Genomic DNA, 13,332 nt, shown 5'->3' with positions numbered 1-13,332 from the left:
TCCATTTTTCATCTTAAAGATAAGAGACACCAAAAAAGACAAACCTCCAAAAAGAAGTTTGTCTTCGGTCTGAACTGAGGAGCAAAGCTCCTCAGTTTAATTTATCGTTTTCATAGGTGTGGCGCAGTTCCAGCCCTGCAAATTGCTGCTGCCGCAGGGCCTCATAGACAACCATGCAAACAGTATTTGAGACATTGAGGCTTCTGACATGCTCGTCATTCATCGGAATACGAATAGCTCGCTCAGGGTATTGCCGCATAAATTCCTCCGGCAGCCCCTTATCCTCACGTCCAAACATAAAGTAATGTCCCTCATCCTCAGAATAATTTTCATCCGAATAAGTCTTATCGGCAAACTTAGAGACCAAATGCAATTTCCCTTGGCATCTTTCCATAAAATCCTCTAGACTGTCATAAAAGGTAATATCCAATTTATCCCAGTAATCTAAGCCAGCTCGCTTCATCTTACGATCATCAATGGGAAAACCCATGGGACGAATAATATGCAGAGGGCTATTAGTCGCTGCGCAGGTTCGGGCAATATTTCCTGTATTAGCGGGAATCTGCGGTTCAAATAGAACCACATGGTTGCGCCCACTCTTTTCCTCATAAGTTTCTTGAATAAACGTTTCTACTGCCATACTAACCTCTTGATTTTAAAAAAATAACCACGCTGCCCGGAGTCAAGCTCAGCAGACAGCATGGTCGGTGGTAGACTTCATTAGTTTAAATCATAACAGGTTTGATTTAAACTAATGAATCTCTATATGCTCAGTATAGCACGTTTAAGGGGAATGTCAACAGCTTTGACGGAAAAAATTTTAGTAATTTCAGCTCCTTGCTCCCTTTTTCAGTTTCTATGTTTCATATAAAAAATGATTGTGAAGCGATAAGATCGGCAGATCTCTTTTATCAAGGGCTAGATAATATCACGCAGGCAAAAATTTTTGGCAATATTTTTATGACTGATATCACAAAGAAGTCAGCCGTCAGTCGAGCATCATTTGATCAAAATTTTGATACAGTTATTGATATTTCTGCACTGGCAATATAGCCAGTTGTTTCTATATCAAGAGTGGAAAATATCAAAATAGACCTATCAACTTGATTTGGCTCAAATGATAACCACTCTTGCTAATAGGCCTATTTTGATAGTGTTTTCTTAACAATTTGATTTAACGACAATTATTCAAAATAACTTCTATCGCTTTTGTTACCCCACCGCTAGCTTTAAAATCCTGAGAAATTTTAATAGCTTGCTTTTTGTAAGTTGATTCTGTTAGCAATCTATTTATACCTTGTGCAATAGTATCAGATTCAATATTATCAAGTTTTAACCCTGCACCTAATTGTAATACTTGGTCGGCCACAATACTTTGTTCATCAGTTTGAGGGAAAAGCAACAAGGGAATCTGATAATACAACCCTTCACTAGTACTATTCAAACCACAGTGAGTCAAGAAGACATCCGCAATTTTAAGCACAGCAATTTGATCAACTTGGTGAGCCACTCGGAAATTATCTGGTATGCGGCCTAAGTCTTCAATCGCTGTTTTATTCCCGACAGATAAAATAACAGTAACATTTTCATTAGCCAAAGCTTTGAAGCACTGTTGATAGAATTCTTTTGCTTGATTATTAACAGTTCCTAATGCAATATAAATGAGAGGGCGATCTCCTTTTTCCAGAACAGTCTGACTTTCTCGAATAATTGGTCCAACAAAGTGAACATTTTGTCCAAATGTATTTCCAGCAGGCTGAAAATCTTTAGAAGTGGTAACAATAATGGAACAATCTGTCCTAGTAAAAACAAGATCGGTTAGTTTTTTAGTAGGATAACCTAATTTTTTGATTTTTTTATAATTTTTTAACACCTCAGGTATTTCTAAGAGTGATTTATAATTGACTGGGATACTCATCATACTAGGCGTATATTCATTAAAAACAAAATGAGTATTTGACGACACATAAGGAATTTCTAGACGGTCAGCTATTACTGGTGCCCATAAAGCAAGTGAATCCCCGACAATAATATCTGGCTGGTAGTTGCGAATGTCTTCTAAATAAGTATTGATGATATCATCCATAGCTTTTGAAATGAAAGATAATAAGATAGTTAAGTGGTTTTTTTGGTTATGAAGCGGCTGATTGACCTGTTCAACTGTGAAATAGTCGAGCTTATCATTATAACAAATGACTTCTGCTCCAAGATGTTCTAGAGTTTCTCTAAAATTGGAGATACTATAATAACGCACTTGATGTCCATTATTGATTAATTGTTTAACAAGGAAAAGCGTTGGATTAGTATGTCCAAAGGCAGGAACCCCCATAAAAATAATACGTTTACCCATATAGTTTATCCGTCCTTTCTTCATGATTGGTTAATAGTTTATCGAATCATTAACCGGAAAACAATGGGCAAAAAACATTATTTGTTGTATAATCAACACATATCTTATATTGACTAGAAAGTGTTTTTAGTTATGGTAAAGCAAGACCGTCGTTTTAAGCGAACTCAAAAAGCTATTTATGCATCTTTCGTCACCCTATTTTTAGAGAGGGACTTTAGCGAAATTACGATTAATGAGATTAGTCAATTAGCTGATATCAATCGCTCTACTTTTTATTTACATTTTGAGGATAAATATGCTCTTTTGAATGATTACTTATTGAGCTTATTACCAATTATTCAGACGAGCGATACAGCTTTATCAAATCAAGTTCAACTAAACCACCTATTGGGAAAGATGTATGATTACTTGCAAGACAACCTTGCCTTCTTTAAACGTTTATTCAATGAAGTGAATTATCCTTTTGCCATTCCTTCTATAAAAAAAGTTTTAAAAGAGTTTTTTTACCAGAATGATACTTTTTTTACCGAGCAAGTCGGCAATTCAAAAGAATTTACGATTCATATTAGAATAGCCGGATTAGTAGCTATGATTGAATGGTTCTTATCGCAAGAGAACTATAGTCGGAATCAGTTTATCAAAGAAACTCAAGATTTGGTCAATTTATTGGATGGTACGCAATAATGATTTTAAGTTTTAGATTTACTAGTCTGAGAAACCCTCAATGAAAGTACTGAAGATAGACCTGCCAACCAGGGAGATTTTCTCTTTAATTGGCTATAATGAGGTCACTGTCTTTAGTCTATCCTTTAAAAGATAGGTAAGACTATCAGCCTATATCTAAAGGAAAAGACAACATAATCATACAACTGAAAACATCTATTTGAGAAAATTTTTCCCAGCTTTTCTCCAGTCAAAAAATTAGAGATATCTAAAACGGTTGAGATATTAAAATCTCTAGCAATTTGATCAGTTGTTACTTTACTATAAAATAAACCAGTTTATGAGATTTATAAAGAGTCATCTACATTTCTGAAGCATCATTTAATGTGGGTGGCTCTGTATAAGTTAGTAATTTTTATGGTAAAATGGACTTAAGGAGGATCGCATATGAACAAAAGAGTAAACTACAGGTGGGCGACTTTGGGAACGGGAGTCATCGCTAATGAATTGGCGCAAGCTTTAGCCAGTCAAGGGCGTAAACTGTATTCTGTCGCTAATCGGACATACTCTAAAGGACTTGATTTTGCAGCGAAATATGGGATTGATAAGGTCTATGATCAGATTGATGATGTTTTTTCAGATCCAGAAGTGGATATCATTTATATCTCAACGCCGCATAATACTCATATTAACTATCTTCGCAAGGCTTTAGCTGCAGGTAAGCATGTGCTTTGTGAAAAGTCTATTACGCTTAACAGTGCTGAGTTAGAAGAAGCGGTTCGATTAGCTGAAGAAAATCAGGTCATCTTGGCTGAAGCTATGACCATTTTCCACATGCCCATTTATCGCAAGCTATCAGAAATCGTTGACAGCGGTCGGCTTGGTGATCTCAAGATGATTCAAATGAATTTTGGCTCTTACAAAGACTATGACATGACCAATCGTTTCTTTAACCGTTCTTTGGCTGGAGGTGCTTTGCTAGATATTGGTGTTTATGCCTTATCCTTTGTTCGCTGGTTTATGTATTCAGCTCCAAACCAGATTGTTTCACAAGTCAAATTAGCGCCAACGGGTGTTGATGAGCAGGCTGGTATCCTTTTAACCAACGACCAAGGAGAGATGGCAACAGTAACCCTAAGCCTTCACGCCAAACAACCCAAACGAGGAACAGTTGCTTATGACAAAGGCTATATTGAAATTTACGACTATCCCCGTGGGCAAAAAGCAGTGATTACTTATACAGAAGATGGTCATCAAGAGGTCATTGAAGCCGGAGAAACAGCGCAAGCACTGGCCTATGAAGTTCAAGATATGGAAGCTGCTGTAGCGAATCAAGAAAACCAGATGCATCTAAACTACACAAGAGATGTTATGGCGATTATGACCAAGCTTCGTCAGGATTGGAGACTGCTTTATCCAGAAGAAGAATCTGTATAAACAGCAGCTGAGCTAAATTTATCGCCATTCATTTATCTTTTATGATCGTACTCTCCAGCAGGCGGCTTTTGACACAGATTTTATCTGCCTAATTTCGCACTACTAAGAGTCTGTTACCTAACTTTTGGATCTTGTAGCAAAAATAAATTGAAAGATTATATAGCCTAAAAATCCGTTAATCTTCTACTTGATTAACGGATTTTTATGTGCTTTTAATATCAATCAGTATCCCCCCTTCTATACTCCTCACCAGACTGTATTTGTTATGGAACAGTGCTGCCTGTTAACTGTTACAGTTATCTAGTTTTAAATAGTATCCTAAGCATTCTTTTATTGAAAGAAACGTTTTAAGAAATTCCCCCACTCTATTTGAAGAGACCCCCAAATTTCTCTATTTGATTTAATTAAGAAAAGGAGGGATAAAGAAATAATGATCAGCTGTTTTTTAATTCCTTGTTTGAATATGGGTGATAACACGCTTTCTAAAATCAGTTCCTGTACTCAAGAGCTGATAACTTAAATTTTTTAATAAAAAGGATGCATTTTAAGCAAAAAAGGAGTATACTAGTCTGGAAATTTCTACCAGGCTAAAAAGGAAAAGAAGATGAAAATTATTATTGTCGGCGGTGGTAAAGTTGGTACTGCCCTATGTCGTTCATTGGTTGAAGAAAATCATGATGTTATTCTTATTGAAGAAAAGGAAGAAGTTCTTAATCGTGTCAATAGACGGCTAGATATCATGGGAATTGTCGGTAATGGAGCTAACTTTAAGATCCTAGAGCAGGCTGATGTCCAAAATTGTGATATTTTTATTGCTATCACCGATCAAGATGAAGTCAATATGATTTCGGCTGTTCTCGCTAAAAAAATGGGAGCTAAAGACACCATTGTGCGGGTTCGCAATCCGGAATATTCTAACATCTATTTTAAAGACAATAACTTCCTTGGTTTCTCTATGGTTGTTAATCCGGAACTGCTAACGGCACGCTCTATCGCCAATACTGTTGATTTCCCTGGCGCACTTTCCGTGGAACATTTTGTCAATGGTCGCATTATGCTGATGGAATTTAAGGTCACCGAACACAGTCGACTTTCTCAACTATCGCTGGACCAATTCCGCCATAAATTTGGTGATGTTTTAGTCTGTGCCATAAAGCGCGGACAGGACGTCATAATCCCCGATGGAGATGATATCTTGATGTTAGGGGATAAAATCTATGTCACTGGCGATAGGATTGAGATGGTACTCTTTCATAACTTTGTTAAAAGTAAGGTCATCAAAAATATGATGATAATTGGGGCAGGAAAAATTAGCTACTATCTCCTCAATATCCTTCGTCATACGAAAATCAAACTCAAGGTTATCGAAATTAGAGAAAACCGCAGTCGTTATTTCAGTCAGGAATTTCCTGATGTTCCAGTCATTCTGGGAGACGGTACTGACAAAAATATACTAGTTGAGGAAGGTGTCGAAAACTACGATGCTGTTGCAACATTAACAGGTGTTGATGAAGAAAATATCATCGCCTCCATGTTCTTAGATACTCTTGGAATTGAAAAAAATATCACTAAAGTAAATCGGACCAGCCTCCTGGAAATAATTGATACTGACAATTTTTCAAGTATTGTCACACCAAAATCAATCGCTGTTGATAACATGATGCACTTCATTCGCGGTCGTGTCAATGCCCAAGAATCATCAACCCTTGATGCTGTTCATCACATTGCTAATGGTCGGATTGAAACCCTGCAATTTGAAATTCGCTCCAAAAATAAGATAGCCGGTCAGCGTCTGTCAGATATAAAGCTCAAAAAAGGGGTACTAGTTGCTGCCATCATCCGTAAAGGACAGCGACCTATTTTCCCAACTGGTCAGGATACTTATGAGGTCGGGGATAAGATTGTTGTTGTGACCTTACTTCCCAATGTCACCCATATTTATGACCTACTGGCGAAATGAGGTGAGCTAAATGAATCGATCCATGGTTCGCTACCTTTTAGCGAAATTATTGCTTATTGAAGCTGCCTTGCTCAGCGTTCCTCTAATCGTATCCCTCATCTACCAAGAAGATTTTAAGGTCCTACTGAGTATCTTAGCCACTATGGGGATTTTAGGCTTGCTCGGCTGGTTCGGAATAGCCTTTAAACCGAAGAATTACCATATTTATACCAAGGAAGGAATGCTCATCGTTGCCCTTTGTTGGACACTCTGGTCTTTCTTTGGTGCCCTGCCATTCGTCTTTTCGGGGCAAATTCCCAATATTATCGATGCCTTTTTTGAGGTCAGCTCAGGCTTCACCACTACAGGGGCTACTGTCCTACCAGATGTAGCGGTGCTCTCACATTCTCTCCTCTTCTGGCGCAGTTTTACCCATCTCATAGGAGGTATGGGAGTGCTGGTCTTTGCCTTAGCTATCATGGAAAACTCCAAAAATGCCCATCTGGAAGTTATGAGGGCCGAGGTCCCCGGGCCGATCTTTGGTAAGGTGGTCTCCAAGCTAAAAAACACCGCCCAAATCCTCTACATCATCTACTTGGTCATGTTTGTCATTTTTACGGCTATCCTCTGGATAGCCGGCATGCCCTTTTATGATAGTATTGTTACCGCCATGGGGGGAGCTGGTACAGGTGGCTTTGCTGTTTATAATGATAGTATCGCTCATTACCACAGCAGTTTAATTACGATTATTGTCGCTGTCGGAACTCTACTCTTTGGGATTAACTTTAACCTCTATTATTTCCTCCTCCTGCGCAAATTCAAAGTCTTTTTTGGTGATGAAGAACTGCGGACCTATCTTGGAATAGTTGCTGTTGCAACGGGATTGATTTTTCTCAATATTTTTAATCTCTATGGCTCTTGGGCACAGAGCTTGGAATATTCTTTCTTCCAGGTCTCCGAGGTTATTACGACTACTGGTTTTGGTATTACAGACTTGACTAAGTGGCCCCTGTTTTCACAGACAGTCCTCCTCTTGTTGATGCTAATTGGAGGATCAGCTGGTTCAACCGCCGGAGGTTTTAAGGTCATGCGCTCTCTGATTATAGCTAAAATCAGTCGCAATCAAATGCTAAAAACCCTCTATCCAAATCGTGTGATGGCTTTGCATATCAATCACACACCACTGGACAAATCAACCCAGCACAGTATTCTCAAATATCTGTCTGTTTACATGATGATTTTCTTGGGGTTAATTTTAGCACTAAGTATCGATAACAATAACTTTATGGTTGCAGTCAGCGCTGCTGCTTCAACCTTTAATAACATCGGTCCTATGCTGGGCACAGCTGAGACCTTTAATATCTTTAGTCCTTGGGCCAAGATCTTAATGTCTTTTGCCATGATTGCCGGACGTTTGGAAATTTATCCTATGCTTTTGCTTTTCTTACCAAAAACATGGTCCAAATATTAAAATCTTATATGAGTTATAAACCAAACAGCCAGAAAGTAAATGCTTTCTGGCTGTTTAATTATATATTAGTTAGCGGTGTCGCTGTATCTGGTGATGTATCGTAAACCTTGAAGTCTTTGCCGACGCCAAAATCTGCCCGACTGAGCTTATTTTCCATGGTCATGTGAGCCAGTTCTTTAATGTTATTTTCCTTACTCAAATGACCCAGATAAATCTTTTTAGTGCGACTACCAATGGTCCGAATCATGGTCTCCGAACCATCATCATTAGATAGATGCCCCTTGTCAGAGAGAATTCGCTGTTTCAGACTCCAAGGGTAAATCCCTGAGCGCAGAATTTCAATATCATGGTTGGACTCAATCAGATAGCCATCGGCGTTCTCAATGAGACCTGCCATCCGGTCACTAACATAGCCTGTATCCGTCAGCATGACAAAACTTTTATCATCCTTCATAAAACGATAAAATTGGGGATCAGCCGCATCATGACTGACACCAAAGCTCTCAATATCAATATCGCCAAAGGTTAAAACCTTGCCGCGCTCAAAAATATGTTTCTGCTCGGTTGCAATCTTCCCCAGCATATTGTGTTCATCCATAGTTTGCCAAGTTTTTTCATTGGCATAAATATCCAAGTCATACTTACGAGCTAGGACGCCGACACCATGGATATGGTCTTTATGCTCATGGGTCACTAAAATAGCATCCAATTCTTTCGGGCTGCACCCAATTTCAGCCATCAAGTGAGTAATCTTTTTAGCTGACAAACCTGCGTCAATTAACAATTTTTTTTTAGGCGTTTCCAAATAGAAGGAATTCCCACTAGAACCAGACGCTAAAATACTGTATTTAAAACCCTCATTCGTCATCTACTGACTCATCTTCCTCCCATTCATCATCCAGAGCCGCTTCTTTATCGTAAGGTAATACGATTGTGAAGGTCGAGCCCTCACCATAGTCACTCTTGGCCCAGATAAAACCGTGATGTTGTTTAATAATTTCTTTAGCAATCGCAAGCCCTAAGCCGGTACCACCCTGAGCTCGACTGCGAGCCTTATCCACTCGATAGAAACGATCAAAAATCAAAGGCAAATCCTTCTTAGGAATACCTAAACCCTGATCAGAAATCGAAAGAATCAACTGTGTATCCGTCGTCGTCATAGATACTGTGATTTCACCGCCGTCTGGCGAATATTTAATGGCGTTATTTAAAATATTATCCAGAACTTGCATCATCTTATCTGTATCGATTTCGACCCAGATAGGATTTTCAAGGTAGTTACGAACAATCTCATAGTCCTTATCGGCATCCTGCTGATTCTTAATCTGATCAAAACGATTGAGAATAACCGTGAGGAAGGCCGTAAAGTTAGTAACTTCAATATCAAGTTGGCTGATATCATTATCAATGCGAGACAGCTGCAAAAGCTCTGAAATCATCCGCATCATACGATTGGTTTCATCTAAAGATACCTGAATGAAGCTAGGTGCTACATCTTCATCAAGGGCCCCTTCATTCAGGGCTTCAAGATAAGACTTAACCGAGGTCAAAGGGGTTCGCAGTTCATGGCTTACAGTCGAAACAAAGAGGCGACGCTCCCGCTCTTCCTTTTCCTGTTCCGTTGTGTCATGAAGTACGGCAACCAAACCAGAAATAAAGCCGCTCTCACGACGGTTCAGAGCGAAATTAATTCTCAATGTAACAAATTCGTCATATTCATTACGACGATAGAGTGTAATCTCAGGTGTATCGGTAATCAGATCACGATAATTATAGTCTTCCGAATCAATCAAATCCATAATATTCATCTCAAGTGCTTCTTCATAGCTGAGATTGAGCTGTTTTTGGGCGGTTTCGTTGATCATGGTAATCTTACCCACCCGGTTAGTCGCCAGCACACCATCACTCATATAGGAGAGAACCGAGGCTAGGCGATTACGCTCCTGAGAAAGATTCTCATGTGTTAAATGCAGAACCTCAGAAAGGTCATTCAAATTGGAACCTAGCTCAATCAACTCGGAGTCACCTTTTAAATGGAGATCCTCACTATAATCGCCAGCAATCAAGTTAGTCACTTTATGGCTGATTGCGCGAATGGTCTTCGTATTGCGATATTCACGGACAGCCTGAAAAATAAAGTAAATAGATACTAAGGTCAATAAAATGAGTAGGGCCAGTTCAAAGGTATTGAGATTTTCAACAACAGGATTATTATTCATAAGACTTCATGTAATAACCAACTCCACGACGCGTTAAAATGTACTCTGGTCGACTTGGGGTGTCTTCAATCTTTTCACGCAAGCGACGAACAGTAACATCAACAGTTCTGACATCACCGAAGTAATCATAACCCCAAACAGTCTCTAACAAGTGTTCACGTGTCATAACTTGTCCGATGTGGGTAGCCAGATGGTGCAGCAACTCAAACTCGCGATGAGTCAAATCAACCTCTTCACCACGTTTTTTAGCCACAAAGGCATCCGGAATAATTTCTAAATCACCGATAATCAAGTCACCGTCAACAGTGTTATTTTCTTCAGCTACTGCTGTTTCAATTGTTTCTGTTCGACGTAGGTGAGCTTTAATCCTCGCTAATAGCTCACGGTTAGAGAAGGGTTTGGTCACATAATCATCTGCACCAATTTCCAATCCAATAACCTTATCAAACTCACTGTCCTTAGCAGACAACATGATGATTGGTACATGGCTACTCTTGCGAATTTCCTTGGCCACCTCAAGACCTTCTAACTCTGGTAACATCCAGTCTAGAATAATCAAGTCGGGCTTTTCTTCTTCATACTTATTCAAAGCCTCGCGACCATCAAAGGCTGTAATGACCTCATAGCCTTCCTTAATCAAATTAAATTTTATAATGTCTGAAATTGGTTTTTCATCATCAACCACAAGAATCTTTTTCATCATTCTTACCTCATATTTCTATCTCTTACTAGATATCTTACCTTTTTATACCAAGAATAACTATTATTATACCAGAAATCGCTAAATATTAGAAATACTGAGGGTTTACAAGTCTATTTCAAGTTTGTATAAATTTTCTGAAAATATTGACAGATCTATTTCTATATGATAAAATTATTTTATGTCAGTTTTTCTTACATTTGAAAATCTGCTCATTTATCGAATTATTAAGGAGGAAAATATGGCACTTATTGAATATAAAAATGTTGAGAAATACTACGGCGACTATCACGCTCTTCGTCATATCAATTTAGAAATTGAAAAGGGACAGGTTGTTGTATTGCTTGGGCCGTCAGGTTCAGGAAAATCAACTCTCATCCGCACCATGAATGCTCTTGAAAGCATTGAATCAGGTAGTCTTAAGGTCAATGGGCACGAGGTTTCCAATGCTTCAAATAAAGATCTCGTACAACTGCGTAAAGAGGTCGGGATGGTTTTCCAACATTTCAACCTCTACCCTCACATGACGGTTCTTGAAAATGTGACACTAGCCCCTATCCGTGTCTCGGGCATAGATAAAAAAGAAGCTGAAGCCGTTGCTGAAAAATATTTGACTTATGTTAATATGTGGGACCGTAAAAATTCTTACCCAGCCATGTTGTCCGGTGGGCAAAAACAACGAGTAGCTATTGCCCGTGGTCTGGCGATGAACCCTGAATTACTGCTCTTTGATGAACCGACTTCTGCTCTTGACCCAGAAACTATCGGTGATGTTCTCACTGTCATGCAAAATCTAGCTAGAGAAGGTATGAATATGGTGGTTGTTACCCATGAAATGGGCTTTGCTCGCAGTGTAGCCGATCGTATTATTTTCATGGCTGACGGTGAAATTTTAGAAGATACAACCGATGTTGATGGTTTCTTTGATAATCCTAAAGAAGCACGAGCGCAGCAATTTCTTTCTAAGATCATCAATCATACCAGCGACCGCGTTTCTACTGAATAAGGAGGTTGGCTATGAAAAAATTTGCTTCACTGCTAGCAGTTGCTCTGTTAGCCTTGGCAGCGGTCTCGTTAGGAACTCATTCCAAGGCGACTGCTGCTGATAAACTACCAGCTCAAGTTCAAAAAATTAAGGATACCGGTGTTCTCAAGGTTGGAGTCAAACAAGATGTTCCTAACTTTGGTTATTATGATTCTAAATCTGGTAAATATACCGGTATGGAAGTAGAAATTGCTAAGAAAATTGCTGACGAACTGGGCGTCAAGGTGGAATACACAGCCGTAACTTCACAGACACGCGAAGCCCTCTTAGATAATGGGCAAACCGACCTGACTATTGCCACTTACACCATCAATGATGAGCGTAAAGCCAACTACAGCATTTCTAATCCTTACTACTACGACCAAGTTGGTTTCTTGGTCAACAAGTCCGATAATATCAATAGCCCCAAAGATTTAGATGGAAAAACGATCGGAGTTGCTCAAGGGTCAACAACCAAGACTTCACTAGAAGAATACGCCAAGTCAAACAACCTTCACTTTAAGTACATGCAATTAGGGAGCTTCCCCGAATTGGCTATAGCTTTGCGTGCTTTTCGTATTGATGCTTTCTCTGTTGATAAATCAATCCTAACTGGTTATGTTAGCAAGAATAATAAAATTCTCGATCAAGGTTTTGACACCATGGAATATGGTATTGCTGCTAAGAAATCAAACGACCAGTTGACAAATTATATCAACGGTCTCCTCGCCCAATGGCGTAAGGATGGTAGTCTGCAAAAAATTTACGATAAATACAATCTGGATCCGGCTGACGCGGACGATGAATAGAAAGGAGCTTCCATGTTTATTTTAACAACAAGTGTTACTAGCCCCTATGCTCTTTCTCGTTGGGCTGACTATTTCGACAATTTGGGTGAGTTTACCAAGAGCTTTCTCTATACCTTAGGAATGTCTATTTCTGCCTTGATTTTAGCACTAGCTCTGGGATTGGTTTTTGGAGCTCTATCTTCTTCTCGCAGCAAGCTTGGTAAGGCAGTTGCTCGAGTTTACGTTGAGCTTTTTCAAAACACTCCACTGCTCATCCACTTCGTCTTTGTCTTCTATGGTTTGTCTATTTTTAGCAATGGTGCCATTAAGGTCCCAGCCTTCTGGACAGCCGTCCTCTGTGTTGGTATCTATACTGGCGCATATATGTCAGAAGTTATTCGCTCTGGGATCGAATCCATTCCGAAAGGACAAACCGAAGCGGCACTTTCTCAAGGCTTCACCTATCGTGAGACCATGAGCATCATCATCCTACCTCAGGCCTTCCGGATTATTATCCCACCGATGATTAATCAGGTTGTCAATCTGATCAAAAATACGGCTACAGTCGCTATTATCTCTGGAGCTGATATCATGTTTACAGCCAAAGCCTGGGCTTACGCTACAACTAACTATGTTCCAGCTTTTGCTGGAGCTGCCTTACTCTACTTTATTATGTGTTTCCCAATTGCTACTTGGGGGCGCCGTAGAGAAGAAGCCAATAAAAAAGCATATAGCTTGTAA

At 39.3% G+C, this 13,332-nt stretch carries 12 protein-coding genes; 7 read left to right on the top strand and 5 right to left on the bottom strand.

Features of this window, described 5'->3' with window-relative positions; all coding sequences use genetic code 11:
- Positions 1-91: 91 nt before the first annotated feature.
- Positions 92-640: a tRNA (cytidine(34)-2'-O)-methyltransferase gene (locus tag ACFOSE_RS01450; RefSeq protein WP_380429543.1), complete on the bottom strand. Its 549-nt coding sequence runs from the start codon at positions 638-640 to the stop codon at positions 92-94.
- Positions 641-1,174: 534 nt separating this feature from the next.
- Positions 1,175-2,350 carry a macrolide family glycosyltransferase gene (locus tag ACFOSE_RS01445; RefSeq protein ID WP_380429541.1) on the bottom strand — a complete coding sequence of 392 codons (1,176 nt, stop codon included), beginning with the start codon at positions 2,348-2,350 and terminating at the stop codon, positions 1,175-1,177.
- A gap of 132 nt (positions 2,351-2,482) precedes the next feature.
- Between ACFOSE_RS01445 and ACFOSE_RS01440 the strand changes: the two genes are divergently transcribed.
- The 4 genes from ACFOSE_RS01440 (at position 2,483) to ACFOSE_RS01425 (ending at position 7,860) form a co-directional block, all read left to right on the top strand.
- Complete coding sequence (locus ACFOSE_RS01440) at positions 2,483-3,034, top strand: TetR/AcrR family transcriptional regulator (RefSeq protein WP_380429538.1); 552 nt, start codon at positions 2,483-2,485, stop codon at positions 3,032-3,034.
- A 426-nt stretch (positions 3,035-3,460) separates the two neighbouring features.
- Entirely contained in the window at positions 3,461-4,450 is a 990-nt protein-coding gene (locus ACFOSE_RS01435) for a Gfo/Idh/MocA family protein (RefSeq protein ID WP_380429536.1), read from the top strand.
- Positions 4,451-5,054: 604 nt separating this feature from the next.
- Entirely contained in the window at positions 5,055-6,410 is a 1,356-nt protein-coding gene (trkA, locus tag ACFOSE_RS01430) for a Trk system potassium transporter TrkA (protein WP_380429533.1), read from the top strand.
- Between the two features lie 10 nt (positions 6,411-6,420).
- The gene (locus ACFOSE_RS01425) at positions 6,421-7,860 is read left to right on the top strand and encodes a TrkH family potassium uptake protein (RefSeq protein ID WP_380429531.1); all 1,440 of its coding nucleotides are present in this window, start codon (positions 6,421-6,423) and stop codon (positions 7,858-7,860) included.
- Positions 7,861-7,918: 58 nt separating this feature from the next.
- Here ACFOSE_RS01425 and ACFOSE_RS01420 read toward each other — a convergent pair whose 3' ends face one another.
- The 3 genes from ACFOSE_RS01420 to yycF are packed head-to-tail and all read right to left on the bottom strand — an operon-like array spanning position 7,919 to position 10,779.
- Positions 7,919-8,728, bottom strand: a complete 810-nt coding sequence (locus ACFOSE_RS01420) for an MBL fold metallo-hydrolase (RefSeq protein ID WP_380429529.1) — start codon at positions 8,726-8,728, stop codon at positions 7,919-7,921.
- Positions 8,718-10,079, bottom strand: coding sequence for a cell wall metabolism sensor histidine kinase VicK (vicK, locus tag ACFOSE_RS01415; protein ID WP_380429526.1), 1,362 nt, complete (start codon positions 10,077-10,079; stop codon positions 8,718-8,720). The genes ACFOSE_RS01420 and vicK overlap by 11 nt, the downstream gene beginning before the upstream one ends.
- Positions 10,072-10,779, bottom strand: a complete 708-nt coding sequence (yycF, locus tag ACFOSE_RS01410) for a response regulator YycF (RefSeq protein ID WP_380429548.1) — start codon at positions 10,777-10,779, stop codon at positions 10,072-10,074. The genes vicK and yycF overlap by 8 nt, the downstream gene beginning before the upstream one ends.
- A gap of 241 nt (positions 10,780-11,020) precedes the next feature.
- On the opposite strand from yycF, the gene ACFOSE_RS01405 reads away from it, so the two are divergent.
- The 3 genes from ACFOSE_RS01405 to ACFOSE_RS01395 are packed head-to-tail and all read left to right on the top strand — an operon-like array spanning position 11,021 to position 13,332.
- Positions 11,021-11,785, top strand: a complete 765-nt coding sequence (locus ACFOSE_RS01405; RefSeq protein ID WP_380429523.1) for an amino acid ABC transporter ATP-binding protein — start codon at positions 11,021-11,023, stop codon at positions 11,783-11,785.
- 11 nt (positions 11,786-11,796) lie between these two features.
- Positions 11,797-12,612, top strand: a complete 816-nt coding sequence (locus ACFOSE_RS01400; RefSeq protein ID WP_380429521.1) for a transporter substrate-binding domain-containing protein — start codon at positions 11,797-11,799, stop codon at positions 12,610-12,612.
- Positions 12,613-12,624: 12 nt separating this feature from the next.
- On the top strand, positions 12,625-13,332 hold the full coding sequence (locus ACFOSE_RS01395) for an amino acid ABC transporter permease (protein ID WP_380429520.1): 708 nt from the start codon (positions 12,625-12,627) through the stop codon (positions 13,330-13,332).

Source organism: Streptococcus dentapri (assembly GCF_042649885.1).
Taxonomy (GTDB): domain Bacteria; phylum Bacillota; class Bacilli; order Lactobacillales; family Streptococcaceae; genus Streptococcus; species Streptococcus dentapri.
Note: the sequence above shows the minus strand (reverse complement) of the source record. Positions and strands in the feature narration are given on the sequence as shown.

Coding starts and splice junctions, on each gene's coding strand:
- ACFOSE_RS01450 (WP_380429543.1), bottom strand. CDS start 640: ATGGCAGTAGAAACGTTTATTCAAGAAACTTATGAGGAAAAGAGTGGG.
- ACFOSE_RS01445 (WP_380429541.1), bottom strand. CDS start 2,350: ATGGGTAAACGTATTATTTTTATGGGGGTTCCTGCCTTTGGACATACT.
- ACFOSE_RS01440 (WP_380429538.1), top strand. CDS start 2,483: ATGGTAAAGCAAGACCGTCGTTTTAAGCGAACTCAAAAAGCTATTTAT.
- ACFOSE_RS01435 (WP_380429536.1), top strand. CDS start 3,461: ATGAACAAAAGAGTAAACTACAGGTGGGCGACTTTGGGAACGGGAGTC.
- trkA (WP_380429533.1), top strand. CDS start 5,055: ATGAAAATTATTATTGTCGGCGGTGGTAAAGTTGGTACTGCCCTATGT.
- ACFOSE_RS01425 (WP_380429531.1), top strand. CDS start 6,421: ATGAATCGATCCATGGTTCGCTACCTTTTAGCGAAATTATTGCTTATT.
- ACFOSE_RS01420 (WP_380429529.1), bottom strand. CDS start 8,728: ATGACGAATGAGGGTTTTAAATACAGTATTTTAGCGTCTGGTTCTAGT.
- vicK (WP_380429526.1), bottom strand. CDS start 10,079: ATGAATAATAATCCTGTTGTTGAAAATCTCAATACCTTTGAACTGGCC.
- yycF (WP_380429548.1), bottom strand. CDS start 10,779: ATGAAAAAGATTCTTGTGGTTGATGATGAAAAACCAATTTCAGACATT.
- ACFOSE_RS01405 (WP_380429523.1), top strand. CDS start 11,021: ATGGCACTTATTGAATATAAAAATGTTGAGAAATACTACGGCGACTAT.
- ACFOSE_RS01400 (WP_380429521.1), top strand. CDS start 11,797: ATGAAAAAATTTGCTTCACTGCTAGCAGTTGCTCTGTTAGCCTTGGCA.
- ACFOSE_RS01395 (WP_380429520.1), top strand. CDS start 12,625: ATGTTTATTTTAACAACAAGTGTTACTAGCCCCTATGCTCTTTCTCGT.